Genomic DNA, 21152 nt, shown 5'->3' on the forward strand with positions numbered 1-21152 from the left:
GTCCACAATGGTCCGCGTCAGATCCCGTCACACGCTTCAGCACGATCAGAAATCAGGAGGAGCCGGCAGCGATGGCCCGCCGCAGCACGAAGACCCCGCCGCCCGACGACTCGTACGAGGAGAAGATCCTCGACATCGACGTCGTCGACGAGATGCAGGGCTCCTTCCTCGAGTACGCGTACTCGGTCATCTACTCCCGCGCCCTGCCGGACGCCCGCGACGGCCTGAAGCCGGTGCACCGCCGCATCGTGTACCAGATGAACGAGATGGGACTGCGCCCCGACCGCGGGTATGTGAAGTGCGCCCGCGTGGTCGGCGAGGTCATGGGCAAGTTGCACCCCCACGGCGACGCGTCGATCTACGACGCGCTGGTGCGCATGGCCCAGCCCTTCTCGATGCGCGTGCCGCTGGTCGACGGCCACGGCAACTTCGGCTCACTGGGCAACGACGACCCGCCGGCCGCCATGCGGTACACCGAGTGCCGGGCGGCCGAGCCGGCCAGCCTGATGACGGAGTCGATCGACGAGGACACGGTCGACTTCGCACCCAACTACGACGGCCAGGAGCGGGAGCCGGCGGCTCTGCCCGCCGCCTTCCCGAACCTGCTGGTCAACGGCGCGTCGGGCATCGCTGTGGGCATGGCGACGAACATGCCGCCGCACAACCTCGCCGAGGTCGTCGCGGCCGCCCGTCATCTGATCCGCCACCCGAACGCGGACCTCGACGCCCTGATGAGGCACGTCCCCGGCCCCGACCTGCCCACCGGCGGCCGGATCGTCGGTCTCGCCGGCATCCGGGACGCGTACGAGACGGGCCGCGGCACCTTCAAGATCCGCGCGACGGTGTCGGTGGAGACGGTGACCGCGCGCCGCAAGGGCCTCGTCGTCACCGAGCTGCCCTTCACGGTCGGCCCGGAGAAGGTGATCGCCAAGATCAAGGACCTGGTCGGCTCGAAGAAGCTGCAGGGCATCGCCGACGTCAAGGACCTGACCGACCGCGCGCACGGTCTGCGCCTGGTCATCGAGATCAAGAACGGCTTCGTGCCGGAGGCGGTCCTGGAGCAGCTCTACAAGCTGACGCCGATGGAGGAGTCCTTCGGCGTGAACAACGTGGCGCTGGTCGACGGCCAGCCCCTCACGCTGGGCCTCAAGGAACTCCTGGAGGTCTACCTCGACCACCGCTTCGAGGTCGTACGCCGCCGCTCCGAGTTCCGACGGGCCAAGAGGCGCGACCGTCTGCACCTGGTCGAGGGCCTGCTCACCGCGCTGGTGGACATCGACGAGGTCATCCGCCTCATCCGCTCCAGCGAGAACTCCGCGCAGGCGAAGGAGCGCCTGATGGAGCGCTTCTCGCTGTCGGAGATCCAGACCCAGTACATCCTCGACACCCCGCTGCGCCGCCTCACCAAGTTCGACCGCATCGAGCTGGAGTCGGAGAAGGACCGGCTCAACGCGGAGATCGCGGAGCTGACCCGGATCCTGGAGTCGGACGCCGAGCTGCGCAAGCTGGTCTCCGGGGAACTTGCCGCGGTCGCCAAGAAGTACGGCACCGAGCGGCGGACGGTGCTGCTGGAGTCGGCCGGCGCGCCGGTCTCCGCCGTACCGCTCCAGGTGGCGGACGACCCGTGCCGGGTGCTCCTGTCCTCGACGGGACTGCTTGCGCGTACGGCGAACGGAGAGCCGTTCCCCCAGGACGTCGACGCCCGGCGCGCCAAGCACGACGTGATCGTCTCGGCGGTGCCGGCGACGGCGCGCGGCGAGGTCGGCGCGGTGACGTCGGCCGGCCGCCTGCTGCGGCTGAACGTCGTCGACCTGCCGCAGCTCCCGGACACGGCGACGGCGCCGAACCTCGCGGGCGGCGCACCGCTGGCGGAGTTCGTCTCCCTGGAGGACGACGAGACGGTGGTCTGCCTGACCACCCTCGACGAGTCGTCCCCGGGCCTGGCGCTCGGCACCGAGCAGGGCGTCGTCAAGCGTGTGGTCCCCGACTACCCCGCCAACAAGGAGGAGTTGGAGGTCATCACTCTCAAGGAGGGTGACCGGATCGTCGGCGCGGTGGAGCTGCGCACCGGCGAGGAGGACCTGGTCTTCATCACGGACGACGCTCAGCTGCTGCGCTACCAGGCGTCACAGGTGCGTCCCCAGGGCCGCCCGGCCGGCGGCATGGCGGGCATCAAGCTCGCCGACGGCGCGAAGGTCATCTCCTTCACGGCGGTCGACCCGGCGGTGGAGGCGGTGGTGTTCACGGTCGCCGGCTCCCGCGGCACACTGGACGACTCCGTCCAGACGACGGCCAAGCTGACCCCGTTCGACCAGTACCCGCGCAAGGGCCGGGCGACCGGCGGCGTCCGCTGCCAGCGCTTCCTGAAGGGCGAGGACTGTCTGTCCCTGGCCTGGGCGGGGGCGACCCCGGCACGGGCCGCCCAGAAGAACGGCACCCCGGCCGAACTGCCGGAGATCGACCCGCGCCGTGACGGGTCGGGCCTGTCCCTGGCGAAGACGGTGTCGGTGGTGGCGGGGCCGGTCTAAGGCCCTGTCGGAAGATCCTCGGGATCCGGCTCCTCCGGCTCCCCCACGTAGCGCAGGACGCCCCACATGCCGTGTTCGTCGGCGTGCGGGGCGTCGCTCGTGCACGCCTCGAGTTCCTTGGCGAGGGTGGGCGCGTCGATGCCGGAGCCGATGAGGACGAGCTGCGTGAGGCGTTCGACGCCGGGCGCCCAGGCCTCCGGGTAGAAGCGGAGGAACCGCCCGACGGCGTGGACGGCGTACCGGTTCCCCCGGTCGTACGGGCCGAAACCGGCGTACCCCTTGATCCGGTACAGGCCCTCCGGCCTGCTGTCGAGGAACTGCATCAACCGCCGTGGGTCCAGGGGGACCTCGGTGGTGAAGGACAGGCTGTCGTAGGCGGTGTGAAGATGACCGGCGTGCTCGTGGCCGGAGGCCGTGGCGCGGTCGTGCAGGTCGTCGAAGGACAGCTGGCCGATGCGCTCCTCGCTCGGCTTGCAGTCGAAGAGAAACCCGGGGTCGATGCGTCCGTAGGAGGCCGGCACGACGGCCGCCCGGTCGACGAGGGACCGGACGAGTCCGAGGACCCGTTCGCCGTCGGCGGCCCGGTCGACCTTGTTGACCACGACGAGGTCGGCGAGGGCCAGATGCCGGTCGAGTTCGGGATGCCTCGCCCGGGTGTCGTCGAACTCGGCGGCGTCGACGACCTCGACGAGGCCGCCGTACACGATCCCCGGATGTTCACTGGCGAGGACCATGCGCACGAGTTCCTGCGGCTCGGCAAGACCGCTGGCCTCGATGACGATCACGTCGACGCCGGCCGAGGGCCGGGCGAGCCGCTCCAGGTAGACGTCCAGCTCGGTGGCGTCGACGGCACAGCACAGACACCCGTTTCCCAGGGAGACGGTGGAGTCGCCGAGCGCGCCCGCGACGGCCATCGCGTCGATCTCGATGGCACCGAAGTCATTGACGACGGCTCCGATGCGGCTGCCCCCGCTGCGGTGGAGGAGGTGGTTGAGGAGAGTGGTCTTGCCGGAGCCGAGGAAACCGGCGAGGACCACGACCGGGATCTGCCGGCTCAATGTGCGACCTCTCACGATGTGCGACCTCTCTCACGCCGACGCGTGCACCGGATCGCGGGTTCGGCGCACGTACGGAGGTTGAATGCCGACCCAGGATACGAGCAGGAAGAACCACTGCGAAGTGAACGATTGTTAGCAGCACTTGCGGGGCAGACGTTGGGCAAGGCGCCGGTGCGTGCGACCCTCGCTTCCCTCCGTGCGCCTCCTCTCCGCCTCCCTGCCGATCAGAGCCGCTCGGCATCCTGGGAGACGGCAAGCGCCGCCCACCGCTCGCCGGTCCGCTCCCCGTTGCCCACACCGACGACCGGCGGACGGCCGCCTGACTCGGGGGTTGACATGTCCACTTATGGAATGAGGGGGTGGGGCTCTGCGGCGACGGCAGGCCTCGCCTTCGCAGCGGGGGCTCTCGCGGCACTCGCCGTGCAGCGCCTGCACGGGGAGGCGCTGTTGCTCGCGCGACTCGAGCTCATGCACGAGGAGCAGCGGCAGCACCACTGGCGCACCGACATGACAGACAAGCACCGGCTCCACTTCGACCTGTTGTGCAAAGCGGTCCAGGATCCGGACCTGGCGGCCGTGCTCGACACCTACGAAATGGAGATGACTCCGGCCCAGTTGAAGCGGTATCTCTTCGCGAACGCCCTCTACGGGAACCTGTTGCACGCCTTCCGCATGGGCACGGTGAGCCTCGAAGAAGCCCTCGGCCATATGCGCGGCATATGCCAGAGCTCGATCTTCCGCGAGTACTGGGAAGCCACGGGACACCACCGGCAGAGCCTGCCGGCCGATTCGCAGGAACGATTGCTCGCCCGACACGTGGACGAGATCGTCGCCCGAGCCGGCGACGAGGACGACCAGTGGTGGGTCGCCTGACGACTCCCGGCGGCCAGGGATGGCTTCACCCGCTCTGGCCCAGGTTACGCACCCTTGCGGCTGAAAAATGTCGTCACATGCCACATGGTCAATTACCTTTGGTCAGAATTCCTTTCGGGGCAAATGCCCACAAGTCGGCACAACTCACCCGAATGGAACTCCCCCGTTGAAAATCGTCCGCAGAATCGGCGTCCCTCCCACGGCAAGGGGAAGCATGTCCGGGCAGACCTGCCCCGACATCTTCGAGCTCAGCGATGGAAATTTCGCCATTATCGGCACAGACGCCACGGAGACCCTGGACGGGAAGCTTCCTCCAGACGCCGCGCGAGCCGATTACGAACGCATTGTGGTCATTGACCGCAAAACGCTGATTCACGCCAAGACGGACATCCCCGATGTGTGACCGGCCGATCAAGGCCAAAAGCCGTCCGCGGCAGACAGAGGCGCAATGACACCACCGGACGTCGAGGTCCGCGTTGCTTCCTTTCGAGACGTCACAACGTCATGGCACCCCTCGCGGGAGCCGCTCCAGGCCGTACTCCTGGCCGACTTGAAGACCTCCGTGGGGTCCGCACCTGATCGGTGCCGGGCCTCGCAGTCATTTCAGGCCAACTTTCAGCCTCGCGGGTGGGGTCCAGCGAGGGCCGCACGCCCGCCCCGTCAGGCCGCCTCCGGGACTACCTGAGGCGCGGGAAGCCCCACATACCGTGCCGCAGGCCTGATGATCTTCGACTCCGCCGCCTGCTCCAGGATGTTCGCGCTCCAGCCCACGACACGCGCCGCCGCGAACGTCGGAGTGAACATCTCGCGCGGCAGGCCGCACAGTTCCATGACCACGCCCGCGTAGAACTCGACGTTCGTGTGGAGTTCGCGGCCGGGCTTCAGTTCGGCGAGGATCGCCTCGACGTGGCGTTCGACCTCGACGGCGAACTCCACGCGCGGGCCGCCGAAGCCCTGGGCGACTTCGCGCAGCATCCGGGAGCGCGGGTCCTCCGTGCGGTAGACCGCATGGCCGAAGCCCATGATCCGCTCACCGGCGAGGACACGCTCACGGATCCACCCGTCGATGCGGTCGGGCGTGCCGATGGCGTCCAGGGTGTCCAGCGCGCGACTGGGAGCGCCGCCATGGAGCGGACCCGAGAGCGCCCCCACCGCTCCCACGAGGCATGCCACCACGTCCGCCCCCGTCGACGCGATGACGCGGGCCGTGAATGTTGACGCGTTGAATCCATGGTCGATGGCGGAGATCAGGTACTGCTCGACCGCCCGGGCCTGCCGCGGACCGGGCTCCGAACCCGTCAGCATGTAGAGGTAGTTCGCCGCACAGGACAGATCGGCGCGCGGCTCCACCGGGTCGAGCCCCCGGCCCAGCCGGTGCAGCGCCGTGAGCAGCGTCGGTACGGCCGCGGCCGCCACGAGGGTGTCCTGCCGCCGCCGGGCCACGTCGATGTCGTACACCGGGCGGAAACCCTTCGCCGCGCCGAGCAGCGACAGCGCGGTGCGCATGCCGGCCAGCGGGCCGGACCGTCCGCTCGCCGCGGCGATGGCGGGCAGGGCAGCCCGCACCTCGTCCGGCAGTCGGCGCAGCGCGGCCGTCTCCGCGGCGAACGCGGCGGAGCGTGCCGTGTCCGGCAGCTCACCGTGGACCAGCAGATGCCAGACGTCCTCGAAGCCGCGGGTCCGCGCGAGTTCGACGGCCGAATACTGGCGGTAGTGGTAGAAGCCCTCGAGCCCCCGGACGTCGCCGATTTCCGTGTCGGCGACGACGACACCCGCGAGTCCCCGCGGCACGTCGACAAGTGTGGCTGCGGACCTGTTGACGGACATGATTTCCTCCCTGGACTTGATTTGACTGTCCATGCTTGACTGTTCTCCTGTCAATATTGATTGAGTCAATGCATTGAGATGCGGATACGGTGACCTCCATGCGCGATCAAGAGCCCGTCCCCGGCGACACGGGGCGGCGGCTGAGCACCAGAGAGGCCGCCGAACGCCTCGGCGTGAAACCCGAGACCGTGTACGCGTACGTGAGCCGCGGCCAGCTCAGCAGCCGACGTGCGCCCGGTGGCCGGGGCAGCACCTTCGACGCCGCAGAGGTGGAGGCGCTCGCCCGGCGCAACAGACGGGAGAGCGGAGGGAGTCCGGGCGGCGGCGGTGAACTGTCCGTACGGACCCGGATCACGCTCATCGACACGGACCGGTACTACTTCCGCGGCGTCGACGCGACCGAACTGGCGGCACGCCACTCCTACGAAGAGATCGCCGAGTGGCTGTGGACGGGCCGGCTGCGCCCCGGCATCGCCTTCACCGCGCCCGACGCCTCGGTCACCGTCGCCCGCCGCGCCGTGGACGCACTGCCCGAACACACCAGCCCCACCGACCGGTTGCGAGTGGCCGCGGTCGCCGCGGCGGCCGCGGATCCGCTGCGCTTCGACCTGTCCGAGGAGGCCGTGCTCGGCACCGCGCGCGTGCTCATCCCCACGCTCGTCGCCGCGCTGCCACCGGTACGGCCCAGCCACCGCGACGCCGGCCCGCTGGCCCACCGGCTGTGGGCCCGGCTCAGCGGGAAGCCCGCCGACGAGGCGTCGCTGCGCGCACTGGACACCGCGCTCGCCCTGCTCGCCGACCATGACCTGGCCGCCTCGACCCTCGCCGTGCGTGTCGCCGCCTCGGCCCGCGCGCACACCTACGCGGCCGTCTCCGCCGGGCTCGGCGTGATCGAAGGCCCCCTGCACGGCGCGGCCAGCGGTCTGGCCCACCGGCTGCTGCTCGACGTGCTCGACCACGGCGACGCGGCACCCGTGATCGCGGACGAACTGCGAGCGGGCCGCCGCATCCCTGGGCTCGGCCATCGGCTCTACCCCCGGGAGGACCCACGCGCGCGTGCCCTGTTCGGTCTCCTGGAAGAAATCCCCCACGCGGCGCCCGCCCTCGCCGCGGCACGGGACATCGTGGCCACCACCGCCCGGCACACCCCGTTGCACGCCAACGTCGACCTGGCTCTCGCCGTCTTCACCGCGTCGTCGGGCATGCCCGCCTCGGCGGGCGAGACGATTTTCGCCGTGGCCCGTACGGCGGGCTGGATCGCGCACGCCCTGGAGGAGTACGGGGAACGCCCGCTGCGCATGCGCCCGAGCGGCCACTACGTGGGCCCGAGGCCGCCGCAGCCACTGCCGGAGTAGGACAGACCCACGGTCGGACGCCGCCCTGCCTCAAGTCAGGTTAGGCTCACCTCTGTGAGTACGTGCTCAACCGTCTCCCGGGGCCTCGACGAGCCCATGTCGGGGACCGCGGCCACCGCGAGGACCTGGCTGCTGCTCGAGCAGCCCGGCCCCTGGGGCGCCAAGGCGCTCACTTCGAGCCACCTGGACCCCGTGCTGGGCCGCGCCCTGGAGGCGGCCGCCGAAGGCACCGGCGTACGCATCGCGCTCATCCGCCGCCCGGGGCGCCACGCCGACAGCGGCACGCCCACCGCGCGTCAGGTGTACGCGGCCCACACCACGCCCGGAAACGCCTGGCTGCACGGCGCCACGACGAGCGACCCCCGCCGGCTGCTCGACCTCGACTACGCCGCACTCGGCACAGGTGACCACCGCACCTTCGGCTCGGTGCTCCAGGGCACACCCCATGCCGGCGATCCGCTGGCGCTCGTGTGCACCAACGGCAAGCGCGACCGCTGCTGCGCACTCCTCGGCCGGCCCCTCGCGGCCGAGCTGGCCGCCTCCGGAGTGGAGAGCACCTGGGAGGTCACCCATCTGGGTGGTCACCGCTTCTCGCCGACACTGCTCGTCCTGCCCTACGGCTACGCCTACGGCCGGGCCCAGGCCCACGCCGTACAGAAGGTCCTGCACGGCGTCCAGGAGGGCCGGATCGTCGTGGAGGGGTGCCGCGGGAGCTCGGCGTGGGAGCGGCCCGGTCAGGCGGCCGAGCTGGCCGTGCGCGCGTCCGCGGGCGAACACGCGGCGGACGCCCTGGCCGTCGTACGGACGGAGGGTGCGGCTCCGCGCTGGGAGGTGACCGTCGCCCACGCCGACGGGCGCCACTGGCGCGTCGTTGTGGCCCAGGGCGCGTCCCTGCCGCCGCGCCCCGAGAGCTGCGGCACCTCGGTTCTCGGCTCGCCCGCGCGGATGGACGTCGTGGCGGTGCACGAGCTGACGACGGCGGCGCTCGCGAGCTGATCAGAAGATCCGGGCCACACCCCTACGGCAGCTCGGCACACCCACGTACCGTCATGGGTATGAGCCCCACTCCCCCCGCTCGCCGCCTGCGCCTGGGTCTGCCGCGGCGGGTCTTCTCGCAGGTGCTGATGATGCAGCTGGCGATCGCGGCGGGAGTCGCGGTACTCGCCACCGGGTTGTTCCTGGCGCCGCTGAGTCACCAGCTGGACGACCAGGCGATGCGCCGCGCGCTCGCCATCGCACAGACGACCGCCGCGGAGCCGCAGATCGCCGAGGACGTCAAGACCACGCCTGCGACGGCCGACGGGCCCGTCCAGGAGGAGGCGGAGCGGATCCGCCTGGCCACCCGTGCCGAGTACATCGTGGTGATGGACCGACGGGGCATCCGCTGGTCGCACACCGAGCCCAGGGAGATCGGCAGGAAGGTCTCCACCGACCCCCGCCGGGCCATCGCCGGCGAGGAGGTCATGGAGATCGACAGCGGCACCCTGGGACGCTCCGCGCGCGGGAAGGTGCCCCTGCGCGACAGCCAGGGAGACATCGTCGGCGCGGTCTCGGTCGGCATCGCGTACGACAGCGTGCGGGCCCGTCTGATCCACGCGATCCCGGGGCTGTTCGCGTACGCCGGCGGCGCCCTGGCCGTCGGCGCGCTCGCCGCCTGGCTGATCGCCCGCCGGGTCCAGCGGCAGACCCGGGACCTGGCCTTCTCGGACATCTCGGGGCTGCTCGCGGAGCGCGAGGCCATGCTGCACGGCATTCGGGAGGGCGTCGTCGCCCTGGACCGCAGCGGCCGCGTCCGCCTGCTCAACGACGAGGCACAGCGCCTGCTGGGCATCGGGGACGAGGCCGTCGGCCGATCCCCCGACGAGGCCCTCGGGGACGGTCGTACGGCCGACGTCCTGGCCGGCCGGGTGACGGGCACCGACCTGCTCACCGTCCGCGGCCAGCGCGTCCTGGTCGCCAACCGCATGCCCACGGACGACGGCGGCGCCGTGGCCACCCTGCGCGACCGCACGGAGTTGGACCAGTTGGGCCGGGAGCTGGACTCGACGCGCGGCCTGATCGACGCCCTGCGCGCCCAGGACCACGAGCACGCCAACCGCATGCACACACTCCTCGGCCTGCTCGAACTGGAGATGTACGACGACGCCGTGGAGTTCGTCGGCGAGGTGGTCGGCGACCACCGGGCGACCGCGGAACAGGTCACCGAGAAGATCCAGGACCCCCTGCTCGCCGCTCTCCTGGTCGGCAAGGCGACGGTCGCGGCCGAGCGTGGAGTCGCCCTGTGGGTCTCGGACCGGACCCGGCTCCCGGACCGGCTGGTCGATCCCAGGGGGCTCGTCACGGTCGTGGGCAACCTGGTGGACAACGCGCTGGACGCCGTCGCGGGCACGCCGCACGCGCGCGTGGAGGTCGAACTGCGCGCGGAGGGACGTACCGCCGTCCTGCGCGTGCGGGACACGGGTCCCGGGATACCGGCGGAGCAACGCGAGCTGGTCTTCACCGAGGGGTGGTCCACGAAGGAGCCGCCGGCACACCGGGAGCGTGGCATCGGGCTCTCCCTGGTGCGCAGGCTCGCCGAACGTCAGGGCGGCAGGGCAACCGTCTGCGAGGCGGCGGGCGGAGGCGCCGAGTTCACCGTGGTCCTGCCCGAGGCGCTGGCCGGTCAGGACCTGGAACCGGCCCTCACTGTTCCGCCCGCCCCGCAGACCGTCATCGAGGAGGAGTCGGGATGATCGAGGTCCTGGTCGTGGACGACGACACCAGGGTCGCGCGGGTCAACGCCGCCTATGTCGAGAAGGTGCCGGGCTTCCACGTGGCCGGGGAGGCGCACAGCGCCGCGGAGGCGCTGCGTCAGCTGGAGACGCTGCCCCGTCTGGACCTGGTCCTCATGGACCACTATCTGCCCGACGAGACGGGTCTGGCGGTCGTCCAGGAGATGCGCCGGCGCGGCCACCAGACCGACGTGATCATGGTGACGGCGGCCCGGGACGTGACGACCGTGCAGGCGGCGATGCGGCACGGCGCCCTGCAGTACCTGGTCAAGCCGTTCGCCTTCGCGGGGCTGCGCGCCAAGCTGACGGCGTACGCGGAGCTCCGCCGCACCCTGGACAGCGGCGGTGAGGCGGAACAGGCCGAGGTGGACCGCATGTTCGGCGCGCTGTCGACGCCGTCGGAGCCCGGACTGCCCAAGGGGCACTCCCCCACCACCGCGGAGCTCGTGCGGCAGTCCCTGATGAACGCGGTAGGCCCCCTGTCGGCCCAGGAGGTCGCCGAGCGGACGGGAGTGAGCCGTCAGACCGCCCAGCGTTATCTGAAGCTCCTGGAGCGCACGGGCCGGGCCCGGCTCACCCTCAAGTACGGCGACGCGGGCCGCCCGGAACACCGTTACGTGTGGGCGACCCGCGCCTGAGGCACGGCCCGTGGGGGCGGGGAAGGGACTGTGCCCTCCCCCCATACGGATGCGGGGCGTCAGGTTGTCAGCCGGCCGCCTTCTCCACGAACTCGGTCGTGTACGTCTTGCTCAGGTCCACCTTGGCGTTCTTGATGTTGGGGTTGAACGCCCTGAGCACCTTCTCGACCGTCTCGGGGCCCTCCTTGGGCATCACACCGTCCCTGGTGAACATCGGCAGCGTGCTCTTGATCGCCGCTGCGTAGAGGAGCTTGTTCCCCTGCGAGTAGTCGGCCGGCATCTTGTCGGCGATCTCACTCGCGCTGTGCGAGGACATCCACCTGAGCGTCTTGACCAACGCGTTGGCCAGCTTCTGGACGGTGTCCTTGTGGCTGTTGACCCAGTCCGTCTGCATGTACAGGCTCGACGAGGGATAGGGTCCGCCGAGCGCCTCCTGGGACCCCCGGGGCGTCCGCATGTCGAGGAGGATCTTGCCCGCCTTCTTGTCCAGGATCGTGGCCACGGTCGGGTCGGTCGTCATACCGCCGTCGATGGCGCCCTGCTGGAGCGCCGAGATGAAGGTCGGTCCCGCGCCGACGGCGACCGGGGTGAAGTCGCTGACCTTCACCCCGTTCTTGACGGCCAGGTACTTGGTGAGGAAGTCGGTGGAGGAGCCGAGGCCGGTGACGCCGAGCTTCTTGCCCTTGAAGTCCTTGGGTGACTTGATGTCGCCCGCCGCCTTGGCGGAGACGATCTCCACCTCCCCCGGCGCGTGCGAGAACTGCACGACGGACTCCACCGCCTTGCCCTTCACCTGCAGGTCGAGGGTGTGGTCGTAGAAGCCGACGGTCCCCTGGACCTGGCCGGAGACGAGTGCGGTCTCTGCCTGCACACCGGCGGGCTCGCTCAGCAGTTCCACGTCGAGGCCCTCGGCATCGAAGTAGCCGAGCCGCTGGGTGAGCATGGCCGGCAGGTAGATGACCTTGTCCAGGCCACCGACCATGATCTTGACCTTCTCCCCCTCGCCGTCGCCCTTGCTGCCGGAGGAGGCGGTGCTCGCCGCGTCGTTGGCACAGGCGGTGAGCGAGGAGAGGGCGAGCAGTCCGGAGGCGGCCAGCGCCGCGTATCTGGCGATCTTGCGCATGCGGTTCACGTCCTTGTGAGAGGGCGGTGCGGGGATGACAAGAGGTGCTGCGAGATGCGGGTCAGCTGTCGGAACCCGACGGCTTCCAGCGGAAGATGCGGCGCTCGGCGAACGTCAGCAGCCCCTCGGCGAAAAGCGCGACGACGGCGAGGATGACCATCGCGGCGTACACACCGGCCGCGTTGAAGGTGCCCTGCGACTGTGCGACGAGCAGGCCGATGCCCTTGGTCGCGCCGATGTACTCGCCGACGATGGCGCCGATGAGGGCGAAGCCGAAGCTGACGTGGAGGCTGGTGAAGATCCACGAAGTGGCGGACGGGATGACGACCTGCAGGGTCACTCTGCGATCGGTCGCACCGAGGATCCGTGCGTTGGCGACCAGGTTGCGGTCGACTTCACGGGCGCCCTGGAAGGCGTTGAAGAACACGGGGAAGAACACCAGGACGACCGCCGACGCGACCTTGGAGGCCGGCCCGAGCCCGAACCAGATCACGAAGATCGGGGCAAGGACGATCCTGGGAATCGAGTTGAGCACCTTGATGTATGGACCAAGGACGTCGGCGAGCAAGGTGATCCGCCCCAGTGCGATACCGAAGACCACACCGGCGACCACACCGATGACCCAGCCGAGCAGTGCCTCGTACAGCGTGTACCAGATCTGTTCGCCCAGGGATCCGAGTGCGGTGCCATGCGTCAGCCAGGTGTGGATCTGGTCCCAGATCTTCGAGGGCATCGAGAAGTTGAACGGATCGATGACCTTCGCCCGGGCGAGCACCTCCCACAGGCCGAGGACTGCGACCAGGAGAAACACACGGGAAACCGCGACGACGATCTTGCGTCTGCGGACGGCACGCGCGCGTGAATGGGCACGGTTGGGGGTCTTGACCGTGTCGACGACCGGCGTGCTGAGGACGTCAGGCGACATGCGCGGCACCCCTCTCGCGGGTGATGCGGACCTCTTCACCGAGGGACTCCCAGATCTCGCGGTAGATCTCGATGAACCGCGGCTCCAGCCGCACCGACTCGACCTTGCGCGGCCTCGGGAGGTCGATGTCGAAGACCTGCTTGACGGTGGCCGGCCCGGCGGTCATCACGACGACCCTGTCGGCCAGCGCGATGGACTCCTCCAGGTCATGTGTGACGAAGACCACGGAGGCCCGTGTTCCCTCCCACAGTTCGAGCAGTTCGTCCGACATGAGGGCTCTGGTCTGGACGTCGAGTGCGGAGAACGGCTCGTCCATCAGCAGGATCTCGGGGTCGTTGACGAAGGTCGCGGCGAGCGCGACCCGCTTGCGCTGGCCACCGGAGAGCTGGTGCGGATAGCGGTCCTCGAAGGCGGCCAGGCCGACCCTGGCCAGCCACTCACGCGCCTTGGCCCTCGCCTCGGCCTTGGGGACGCCACGGAAGCGCGGGCCCGCCATGACATTGGAGAGGACCGTGCGCCAGGGAAAGGTGGCGTCCTGTTGGAAGACGAAGCCGACCTTGTCGCCGACGCCGCGGACCGGCTCCCCGACGACCCTGACGTCGCCCTCGCTGGGCTCCTCCAGCCCGCTGACCAGTGTCAACGTGGTCGACTTACCGCAACCCGTGGGACCGACGACGGCCACGAACTCCCCCCGGCCGACCGTGAGATCAAGTCCCCGGACGGCCGTGTGCAGACCCCCTGACGGGGTCCGGAACGTCTTGCTCGCGCCCCGCAGCTCTATGGCGGGGCTGGTGTCTGCGCTCATGGCCAGGACCGTAGAAGTGGCGCGGGCCACAGCAGCAGTCTTCTGAGCACATGCCGTTCTTTTGCCTGCAACGGCCTGTTGTGCTCTTTTTGCTCGCGCTACAAAAACGAAGCCGAAACATGGGCTTTTGTATGCCCGCATGGCCTTGACGGAAAGAGGCCCGATGATTGACGTCCTGGTGGTGGACGACGACTTCCGTGTCGCCGAGATCAACACCAAGTACGTGGGAAGGGTTCCCGGCTTCCGGGTGACCGCCCGCGCGCACAGCTCTGCCCAGGCACTGGCCGCCGTGCAGCGCGGAACCATTGATCTGGTACTGCTCGACCACTACCTGCCCGACGGGACGGGCCTCGAACTCGTCCACCGGATGCGGGAGCAGGGCCAGGGCACCGACGTCATCATGATCACGGCAGCCGGCGACGTGGCGACGGTGCAGGCCGCGATGCGCCTGGGCGCCCTGCACTACCTCGTCAAGCCGTTCACGTTCGCCGCGCTGCGCACCCGCCTCGACTCGTACGCCGCCCTGCGCCGCACCGTCGACCGGGTCGGCGGTCGCGGCATCGCCGGCCAGGAGCAGGTCGACCGGATCTTCAGCGCCCTGCGCACCTCACCGGCGCCCTCCTCGCCCGGGCTGCCGAGCGGCCAATCGGAGCCGACTACGGACCTCATCTGCCGCGTCCTGCACGGCGCGGACCATCCGCTCTCGGCCCACGAGGTCGCCGCCGAAACGGGCCTCAGCCGCTCCACGGCCCAGCGTTACCTCCGCCACCTGGAACAGGCCGGCCGGCTCCGCCTCTCCCTCAAGTACGGCGACACGGGACGCCCCGAACACCGCTACGCGTGGGTGGCGCCGTAGCCGGCGAGGGCCCTCTACGCCGCCCCTGCCCCCGTCAGCGAGCGCACCTCGGTCTCCGCGTGCTTGGCCTCGTCGGGCACCTCCGCCGAGATGACCGTGCCGAGCCAGCCGGCCAGGAAGCCCAGCGGGATCGAGACGAGACCGGGGTTCTGCAGCGGGAAGTACTGGAAGTCCACACCCGGGAACAGCGATTCGGAGCTCCCTGACACCACCGGCGACAGCACTACGAGCACCAGGGCCGGGACCAGACCGCCGTAGACGGCCCATACGGCGCCGCGGGTGGTGAAGCCCGGCCAGAACAGCGAGTAGAGCAGCACCGGCAGATTGGCGGACGCCGCGACAGCGAAGGCGAGGCCCACCAGGAAGGCCACATTGAGGTCGCGGGCCAGCAGACCGAGTGCGATCGCGACCACACCGACGCCGACGGCGGCGGCCCGCGCCACGGCCACCTCGCTGCGCGGCTTGGTACGGCGGCGACGCAGGGACGCGTAGAGGTCGTGGGCGACCGATGCCGACGAGGCGAGCGTGATCCCGGCGACCACCGCGAGGATCGTGGCGAAGGCGACGGCGGCGACGATCGCAAAGAGAACCGTTCCTCCCGTGGAGTGCGCACCGCCGCCCAGACTGAGGGCCAGCAGCGGGACGGCCGTGTTCCCGGCCGCGTTCGATCCGCGTACGGCGTCCGGCCCCACGATCGCGGCGGCGCCGAAGCCGAGGACGATGGTCATCAGGTAGAAGCCGCCGATCAGCCCGATCGACCAGACGACCGAGCGCCGTGCGGCCCGGGCGGTGGGCACGGTGTAGAAGCGGGACAGGATGTGCGGCAGCCCGGCCGTGCCCAGCACCAGCGCGAGCCCCAGGCTGATGAAGTCGAAGCGAGCGGTCCAGTCCCCGCCGTACTTCAGCCCCGGCGCCAGGAACGCGTCGCCGTGGCCGCTGCGCTCCGCCGCCGTGAGCAGCAGCCGGTCGAAGTCGCCGTGGAATCGCATCAGGACGAGCACGGTCAGCGCGACTGTGCCGCTGAGCAGCAGGACCGCCTTGACGATCTGAATCCAGGTGGTGGCCCGCATCCCTCCGAGCGACACATAGATCACCATGAGCGCGCCGACGCCGACGACGGTCCAGGCCCGCGCCGCCTCGTCGGTGCCTCCGAGCAGCAGCGCGACCAGACTGCCCGCACCCACCATCTGCGCCACCAGATACAGAACGGACACGGTGACCGACGAAGTTCCCGCCGCGATCCGCACGGGCCGCTCGCTCATCCGCGCCGCCACCACGTCGGCCAACGTGAACCGCCCGCAGTTGCGCACCAGTTCGGCGACGAGGAACAGCACCAGCAGCCAGGCCACGAGGAAGCCCACCACATAGAGCATCCCGTCGTAGCCGAACAGCGCGATGAGCCCCGTCACACCCAGGAAGGAGGCGGCCGACATGTAGTCGCCGGCGATGGCAAAACCATTCTCCATCGGCGAGAAGAGCCGACCACCGGCGTAGAACTCCTCCGCCGAGCCCCGCCGGTTGCGGCTCACCCATGTCGTGATCGCCAGCGTGGCGGCGACGAACGCGCTGAACAGCAACAACGCCAGTGTCTGATGGTCACCCGTCACAACGCACCGCCCCGCACCCCACGCGCCAGTTCCTGTGTCTCCCACCGCAGTTCGAGTGCGACTCGATCCCTGCGCAGCCTCGCGTGCCGGGCGTATGCCCAGGTGAGCAGAAAGGTGGTGAGGAACTGGCCGAGCCCCGCGAGCAGCGCCACGTTCACTGCGCCCGCCACGGGCCGCGCCATCAGTCTCGGCGCGGTCGTGGCGGTCACCACGTAGGCCACGTACCAGGCGAAGAACAGCGCAACCGCCGGCACCACAAACCTCCGGTACTGGCTGCGCACCTCCTGAAAGGCAGCGCTGCGCTGCACCTCGAGGTAGACGTCAGCCCGCTCCTCGCTCTCTCTGCTCGTCGGCACGGCAGCGGACACGGGCCCGCCCGCCACGTCCGACTCGCCCCATCCGGAGGCGAGTGCGTCGTACCACGGGTCGTCGTATCTCACACTGCCGGGCGCCTCGGCGGGAAGCGATCCCTGATCTTCGTGGGGCTCGGCCGAATCCTCGGCACCGCCCCCGCTTCCGCGGGGACGGACGTTGCTTGACTGCATACCCAAGGATGGACAGAACGCGAAGGTCTCCGGCTCTCCTTCCCTGTGCTCTTCACCCCATCAGGTGACTCACCCCGTGGAGGGCCGCACGAACCCTTTCCCTACGCGTAACGCACTGCTTGAGCACGGCCCTTGAGGCCTGTCGTGCGAAGAGACTGCTGTTGTGGTCTTCACGGTCGCCGTGGAGACGTGGAGCTTGCGGGCGGCCTCCTCATGGCTCAGCCCCTCGGCGATCAGCACCAGCCCCTCGGCCTCCCGCGCGGTGAGCCCGTCCGGCGCCGCGGCAGGCGCCGTGGGCCTGGGCCCGGGCTCGGACAGCCGCTCCAGCAGCCGACCTTGGATGCTCGGCGACAGCCCGGCGTCCCCGTTGACCGCGGAGTACTCCGCGCGGGCGACGGAGGTCATCGGCAGGGCGGCCAGGATGGGCAGCCGTTCCACAGCGGTGACGGCGCAACCGCACCAGATGACGAGGGCGGGGACCTGAAGCCGGCGGCCTGGGCGGCGACCACGATCCCCAGGAGCATGCCGAGGAGCGCCAGGGACGGCCGGAGCCCGTGAGCCCGCGTGGTCCTGAACAAGGCCCGGGTGACGAACGCACCCGAGAGTGCGCCCACTGCTGCCCCGACGGCACTCCAGCTAGGGACGTGGCTGGTGAACGCGCCCCGCAGGAGCATTCCGAGGACCAGCGGCCGCACGGCCCAGGCGAGCAGTCTCCGGGGTGGTCGCGAGATTTCCGTGCGCCCGAGAGCCTCGCGGGAGGGCCAGCGTGTCCAGGCGGCGGGAGGGCCAGCGTGTCCAGGCTTCTCTGAACTTGGGGCCGGTCCGTCCCAAGCCTCTGATTCGTAGCTCTCTGAAACCCAATCGGTGATGCCCGATGGTCACAGCGAGATGTTCCGGAGAGCGAGAGCCCGCTCCGTCTGTCGCCTTAGTACTGTGACTTCGCATGACCGACACCGAGATCGAGATCACCGCAGACCTGGTCCGCGACCTGCTGCAGGAGCAACATCCAGACCTTGCGGGGCTGGCCATCCGCGAGGTGGCGGGCGGCTGGGGCAACCAAATGTGGCGCCTCGGGGACGAGTTGGCCGTGCGCATGCAGCGCATGGACCCCACCCCGGAGCTCCAGCTCAAGGAACGGCGGTGGCTCCCCGTGCTGGCCCCGCGCCTGCCGCTCCCGGTGCCGACCCCGGTGCGGTTCGGCGGTGCCCGGCCCCCGCACTGCGGGCGATGGGGAGTTGGCCGAGGAACGTACGGAGGCGTGAGCGTTGCCATTCCCGCGCGCTGGTCTGCTCGTGCCGGTCTGCGATGTGCGACCAATCCGCCGCGTCGTACCCGGCCGCCATGGCGAGCTGGTCGATACGGTCGCCGAGCGGCTGCCCGCGTTCTCCAAGCCCGCGTTCTCCATGCCCGCAGCGTAGACCGGGCCGCCCGGCCCAGGGTGGTCCTGGCCTTCCCAGGGAACGGCAAGCTCTGGTTGGCCGTCCCGAGCGGGCGCAAAGTGGTCCGCATCCGCCCACCGCACCGGCCGGGCCGGTCCACCAGGACCGGCCCGCGCAGCAGACCCAGGAGCACCCCATGAGCTACCCCGCCCTCGCCGCCCGTACCGCTGTCGTCACCGGAGCGGCCAGCGGCATGGGCGCGGCCACCGCCCGCCTGCTCGCGGCGGGTGGCGCCCGTGTCGCCCTGTTCGCCCGGCGTACCGACCGGCTGGACGCGCTGGCCGCCGAACTCACCGCTGCCGGAGGCCAGGCCCTCGCTGTCACCGCCGACGTCACCGACCAGGCATCCGTCGACGCCGCCGCCAAGGCCGTCCACGATGCCTACGGCCGGGTCGACCTGGTGGTCAACAACGCGGGCGTGATGCTGCCCAATCCCCTCACCGAGGGTCGGCTCGACGAGTGGACCCGCATGATCGACACCAACCTCACCGGCGCCCTGCGCGTCATCCGCGCGTTCACTCCCGACCTCACCGAGGCCGCGGCCGACGGCAGCACCGCCGACCTGGTCAACGTCTCCTCCATCGCCTCCCACGTCCTCTTCCCCGACTACGCCGTGTACGGGGCCACCAAGGCCGCCCTCACCCAGCTGTCCGCCGCACTGCGCACCGAGCTGGGCCCACGCGACGTCCGGGTCAGCACCATCGAGCCGGGCCTGACCGACACCGAACTCGGTGAGCACATCGACAACCCGGAACTGCGCGAGCAGCTCGGCGGGATGTTCACCGCGATCCCCGCCCTCACCGCCGAGGACATCGCCGACCTCGTCGCGTACATCGTCAGCCGTCGCCGGCACGTCAACCTGCGCCAGTCGATCGTCCTGCCGACCCGCCAGGCCTGACATTTCCCGGTCACCCACCGGGGCCGCCATCCCTGCCTCCTGACCAGTGGGTGTGCTGCCTGGCCCCAGCAGGGCCAGGCAGCACACCGCCGTGATCGGCCACAATCGTCGTATGAGCACCGCAACCAGCCTGAGCGACTTCCTCCGGACCCGCCGCGCCCGCCTTCACCCGCAGGATGTGGCCCTGCCGGACTTGGGCGGCACGCGCCGGGTCGCCGGCCTGCGCCGCGAGGAGGTCGCCCAGCTCGCAGGGGTCAGCGTCGACTACTACACCCGGATGGAACAGGGCCGCGTGGCCAACCCCTCGGACACCGTGCTCGACGCCCTCGCCCGCGCACTGCGGCTGAACGACGACGAGAGCCGGCACCTGCACCAGCTGGCCCAACCGCGGCAGACCGCCCGTCCGGCGCGCAGGCACCAGGTCAGCCGGCAGCACGTACGGCCGATGCTCCAGCGGCTGCTGGACGAGCTGAAGGACATGCCAGCCATGGTGATGGGCCGGCACATGGACATCCTGGCCTGGAACCCGGCAGCGGCCGCCCTCTTCGGCGACTACGCCGCCGTGGACCCGGCCGAGCGCAACATCGCCCGGATCACCTTCCTCGACCCGGCGTCCCGAGACCTGTACGCGGACTGGTCCTCCTGCGCCCGCGAGAACGTGGCCTACCTCCACCTGGAGGCTGGACGGAACCACCCCAGCGACCCGCGACTGGCACACCTGATCGGGGAGCTGTCGTTGAAGAGCGAGGACTTCCGCCGCTGGTGGGCAGAACACCCGGTCCAGGACAAGACCTCGGGCATCAAGCGGTTCCACCACCCGTTGGTCGGCGACCTGGAACTGACCTACGAGACCCTGCGCGCTGCCGACGACCCCGACCAGGCACTGATCACGTATGCGGCCCAGTCGGACACCTCGTCCCACGACGCCCTTCACATGCTGCTTGCGTGGACCGCCCCAACAGCCACTGGTGCTCATCAACCGACCGATTGATGAGCAAGATCGAGAAGTGGCGGCGCGCGACCGGATCGACACCGGATCATGCCCATAAAACGGTGTCAGAAAGTCGATGTGCTCAAGAACTTGAGGAGCACCCTTTTCTGTACGATCTGGCAGGTGCAGCCACCCCAGGACAACGACACCGCCGATCTCCTCGCCCCCGTTCCGGCCGTACGGACCGGCAGCCTCGTGGGATACGCACGCGTGTCCACCAAAGGCCAGTTGCTCGACCGGCAGATCCACGCACTCACCGAAGCAAGGTGCATCCGGATCTTCTCCGACAAGAAGTCCGGCAAGAACGCCGAACGCGAGGAGCTGTGGAAGGCCCTCGACTACCTGCGCGAGGGCGACACCCTCGTCGTCCCGTCGCTGGACCGGCTCGGCCGCTCCATCCAGGACCTCATCGCGATCGTGTCCGGCCTGCGCAAGCGCGGCATCGGGTTCACCTCGCTACACGAGGCGCTCGACACGACCACGCCCGGCGGGCGCCTGGTCTTCCACGTGTTCGCGGCCCTGGCGGAGTTCATCCGCGAACTTATCGTGCAGGGCACCAACGAGGGCCTGGACGCCGCCCGCGCCCGCGGCGCCCGACTCGGCCGCCCGCCGGCGATGACCGAGGAGCAGGTACGTCACGCCCGCGACCTACTCGCCCGCCCGGAGAACACCGTCACCTCGATCGCCAAGCTCCTCGGCGTCTCCCGCAGCACCATCTACAACTACGTGCCCGAACTCAAGGGTGGTCGCCTCGCACTCGCTGAGGCGACGAGCATGCCCGAACTGCCCCAACCCACCAGGTCAGAGGACTGATCACCGCCGTTTGCGGCTGGTGACAGAGTTCTTACCGGCACGACGGCCGTGGGTTCAGCGTGACTGAGGGACGTTCATCGGAAACCCACGGTCTCTGCGG

Annotated in this window: 19 protein-coding genes and 1 pseudogene; 12 read left to right on the forward strand and 8 right to left on the reverse strand. The window is 70.0% G+C overall.

The genetic code is table 11. The features are described 5' to 3' along the window. Positions 1-71 precede the first annotated feature (71 nt). On the forward strand, positions 72-2528 hold the full coding sequence (locus ACZ562_RS34370) for a DNA gyrase/topoisomerase IV subunit A (protein ID WP_471187576.1): 2457 nt from the start codon (positions 72-74) through the stop codon (positions 2526-2528). On the opposite strand, the gene ACZ562_RS34375 is transcribed toward ACZ562_RS34370, so the two are convergent. Beyond that, on the reverse strand, positions 2525-3586 hold the full coding sequence (locus ACZ562_RS34375; RefSeq protein ID WP_471187579.1) for a CobW family GTP-binding protein: 1062 nt from the start codon (positions 3584-3586) through the stop codon (positions 2525-2527). The two genes, ACZ562_RS34370 and ACZ562_RS34375, sit on opposite strands and share 4 nt — an antisense overlap. A gap of 336 nt (positions 3587-3922) precedes the next feature. Here ACZ562_RS34375 and ACZ562_RS34380 point away from each other — a divergent pair, with 336 nt between their 5' ends. Further along, positions 3923-4459 carry a DUF6082 family protein gene (locus ACZ562_RS34380; RefSeq protein WP_471187581.1) on the forward strand — a complete coding sequence of 179 codons (537 nt, stop codon included), beginning with the start codon at positions 3923-3925 and terminating at the stop codon, positions 4457-4459. Positions 4460-4625: 166 nt separating this feature from the next. Next, positions 4626-4862 (forward strand): hypothetical protein, encoded by a 237-nt coding sequence (locus ACZ562_RS34385; protein WP_471187584.1) that lies wholly within the window; start codon positions 4626-4628, stop codon positions 4860-4862. 257 nt (positions 4863-5119) lie between these two features. On the opposite strand, the gene ACZ562_RS34390 is transcribed toward ACZ562_RS34385, so the two are convergent. After that, on the reverse strand, positions 5120-6286 hold the full coding sequence (locus ACZ562_RS34390; RefSeq protein WP_471187587.1) for a citrate synthase/methylcitrate synthase: 1167 nt from the start codon (positions 6284-6286) through the stop codon (positions 5120-5122). Between the two features lie 98 nt (positions 6287-6384). Here ACZ562_RS34390 and ACZ562_RS34395 point away from each other — a divergent pair, with 98 nt between their 5' ends. The 4 genes from ACZ562_RS34395 to ACZ562_RS34410 are packed head-to-tail and all read left to right on the forward strand — an operon-like array spanning position 6385 to position 11050. Further along, a complete protein-coding gene (locus tag ACZ562_RS34395; RefSeq protein ID WP_471187590.1) occupies positions 6385-7641 on the forward strand; it encodes a citrate/2-methylcitrate synthase in 1257 nt (418 codons plus the stop codon). 54 nt (positions 7642-7695) lie between these two features. Then, on the forward strand, positions 7696-8637 hold the full coding sequence (locus ACZ562_RS34400; protein WP_471187592.1) for a sucrase ferredoxin: 942 nt from the start codon (positions 7696-7698) through the stop codon (positions 8635-8637). Positions 8638-8696: 59 nt separating this feature from the next. Beyond that, positions 8697-10373, forward strand: coding sequence for an ATP-binding protein (locus ACZ562_RS34405; RefSeq protein ID WP_471187595.1), 1677 nt, complete (start codon positions 8697-8699; stop codon positions 10371-10373). Next, complete coding sequence (locus ACZ562_RS34410; RefSeq protein WP_471187598.1) at positions 10370-11050, forward strand: response regulator; 681 nt, start codon at positions 10370-10372, stop codon at positions 11048-11050. Before ACZ562_RS34405 ends, ACZ562_RS34410 begins: the two co-directional genes overlap by 4 nt. Before the next feature lie 67 nt (positions 11051-11117). Here ACZ562_RS34410 and ACZ562_RS34415 read toward each other — a convergent pair whose 3' ends face one another. The 3 genes from ACZ562_RS34415 to ACZ562_RS34425 all read right to left on the reverse strand — a co-directional run bounded on the left by ACZ562_RS34415 (position 11118) and on the right by ACZ562_RS34425 (position 13903). After that, positions 11118-12173 (reverse strand): ABC transporter substrate-binding protein, encoded by a 1056-nt coding sequence (locus ACZ562_RS34415; RefSeq protein ID WP_471187601.1) that lies wholly within the window; start codon positions 12171-12173, stop codon positions 11118-11120. Positions 12174-12234: 61 nt separating this feature from the next. Then, positions 12235-13098: an ABC transporter permease gene (locus ACZ562_RS34420; RefSeq protein ID WP_471187604.1), complete on the reverse strand. Its 864-nt coding sequence runs from the start codon at positions 13096-13098 to the stop codon at positions 12235-12237. After that, positions 13088-13903, reverse strand: a complete 816-nt coding sequence (locus ACZ562_RS34425; protein ID WP_471187607.1) for an ABC transporter ATP-binding protein — start codon at positions 13901-13903, stop codon at positions 13088-13090. Before ACZ562_RS34425 ends, ACZ562_RS34420 begins: the two co-directional genes overlap by 11 nt. 163 nt (positions 13904-14066) lie before the next feature. Between ACZ562_RS34425 and ACZ562_RS34430 the strand changes: the two genes are divergently transcribed. Further along, the gene (locus tag ACZ562_RS34430) at positions 14067-14759 is read left to right on the forward strand and encodes a response regulator (protein WP_471187610.1); all 693 of its coding nucleotides are present in this window, start codon (positions 14067-14069) and stop codon (positions 14757-14759) included. 14 nt (positions 14760-14773) lie between these two features. Here the strand turns inward: ACZ562_RS34430 and ACZ562_RS34435 are convergent, their stop codons facing one another. The 3 genes and pseudogenes from ACZ562_RS34435 to ACZ562_RS34445 form a co-directional block, all read right to left on the reverse strand. Then, positions 14774-16366, reverse strand: a complete 1593-nt coding sequence (locus tag ACZ562_RS34435; protein WP_471187613.1) for a solute symporter family protein — start codon at positions 16364-16366, stop codon at positions 14774-14776. Beyond that, complete coding sequence (locus tag ACZ562_RS34440; RefSeq protein ID WP_471187630.1) at positions 16363-16911, reverse strand: DUF485 domain-containing protein; 549 nt, start codon at positions 16909-16911, stop codon at positions 16363-16365. The genes ACZ562_RS34435 and ACZ562_RS34440 overlap by 4 nt, the downstream gene beginning before the upstream one ends. A gap of 69 nt (positions 16912-16980) precedes the next feature. Next, positions 16981-17307 (reverse strand): annotated as a pseudogene (locus tag ACZ562_RS34445) (response regulator transcription factor); the annotation flags it as partial. Positions 17308-17854: 547 nt separating this feature from the next. On the opposite strand from ACZ562_RS34445, the gene ACZ562_RS34450 reads away from it, so the two are divergent. The 4 genes from ACZ562_RS34450 to ACZ562_RS34465 all read left to right on the forward strand — a co-directional run bounded on the left by ACZ562_RS34450 (position 17855) and on the right by ACZ562_RS34465 (position 21052). After that, positions 17855-18490, forward strand: coding sequence for a phosphotransferase (locus ACZ562_RS34450; RefSeq protein ID WP_471187616.1), 636 nt, complete (start codon positions 17855-17857; stop codon positions 18488-18490). After that, the gene (locus ACZ562_RS34455) at positions 18487-19248 is read left to right on the forward strand and encodes an SDR family oxidoreductase (RefSeq protein ID WP_471187619.1); all 762 of its coding nucleotides are present in this window, start codon (positions 18487-18489) and stop codon (positions 19246-19248) included. The genes ACZ562_RS34450 and ACZ562_RS34455 overlap by 4 nt, the downstream gene beginning before the upstream one ends. Positions 19249-19360: 112 nt before the next feature. Then, positions 19361-20239, forward strand: a complete 879-nt coding sequence (locus ACZ562_RS34460; RefSeq protein ID WP_471187622.1) for a helix-turn-helix transcriptional regulator — start codon at positions 19361-19363, stop codon at positions 20237-20239. A gap of 123 nt (positions 20240-20362) precedes the next feature. Continuing rightward, positions 20363-21052 (forward strand): recombinase family protein, encoded by a 690-nt coding sequence (locus tag ACZ562_RS34465; RefSeq protein WP_471187624.1) that lies wholly within the window; start codon positions 20363-20365, stop codon positions 21050-21052. Positions 21053-21152 lie beyond the last annotated feature (100 nt).

The sequence above is a fragment of the Streptomyces sp. NPDC040410 genome (assembly GCF_055595715.1).

What these genes read in the sequence shown, in the direction of transcription:
- ACZ562_RS34460 (WP_471187622.1), top strand. Translation starts at nt 19,361, where the DNA reads ATGAGCACCGCAACCAGCCTGAGCGACTTCCTCCGGACCCGCCGCGCC.
- ACZ562_RS34410 (WP_471187598.1), top strand. Translation starts at nt 10,370, where the DNA reads ATGATCGAGGTCCTGGTCGTGGACGACGACACCAGGGTCGCGCGGGTC.
- ACZ562_RS34405 (WP_471187595.1), top strand. Translation starts at nt 8,697, where the DNA reads ATGAGCCCCACTCCCCCCGCTCGCCGCCTGCGCCTGGGTCTGCCGCGG.
- ACZ562_RS34425 (WP_471187607.1), bottom strand. Translation starts at nt 13,903, where the DNA reads ATGAGCGCAGACACCAGCCCCGCCATAGAGCTGCGGGGCGCGAGCAAG.
- ACZ562_RS34455 (WP_471187619.1), top strand. Translation starts at nt 18,487, where the DNA reads ATGAGCTACCCCGCCCTCGCCGCCCGTACCGCTGTCGTCACCGGAGCG.
- ACZ562_RS34390 (WP_471187587.1), bottom strand. Translation starts at nt 6,286, where the DNA reads ATGTCCGTCAACAGGTCCGCAGCCACACTTGTCGACGTGCCGCGGGGA.
- ACZ562_RS34395 (WP_471187590.1), top strand. Translation starts at nt 6,385, where the DNA reads ATGCGCGATCAAGAGCCCGTCCCCGGCGACACGGGGCGGCGGCTGAGC.
- ACZ562_RS34370 (WP_471187576.1), top strand. Translation starts at nt 72, where the DNA reads ATGGCCCGCCGCAGCACGAAGACCCCGCCGCCCGACGACTCGTACGAG.
- ACZ562_RS34430 (WP_471187610.1), top strand. Translation starts at nt 14,067, where the DNA reads ATGATTGACGTCCTGGTGGTGGACGACGACTTCCGTGTCGCCGAGATC.
- ACZ562_RS34380 (WP_471187581.1), top strand. Translation starts at nt 3,923, where the DNA reads ATGTCCACTTATGGAATGAGGGGGTGGGGCTCTGCGGCGACGGCAGGC.
- ACZ562_RS34420 (WP_471187604.1), bottom strand. Translation starts at nt 13,098, where the DNA reads ATGTCGCCTGACGTCCTCAGCACGCCGGTCGTCGACACGGTCAAGACC.
- ACZ562_RS34415 (WP_471187601.1), bottom strand. Translation starts at nt 12,173, where the DNA reads ATGCGCAAGATCGCCAGATACGCGGCGCTGGCCGCCTCCGGACTGCTC.
- ACZ562_RS34440 (WP_471187630.1), bottom strand. Translation starts at nt 16,911, where the DNA reads ATGCAGTCAAGCAACGTCCGTCCCCGCGGAAGCGGGGGCGGTGCCGAG.
- ACZ562_RS34450 (WP_471187616.1), top strand. Translation starts at nt 17,855, where the DNA reads ATGACCGACACCGAGATCGAGATCACCGCAGACCTGGTCCGCGACCTG.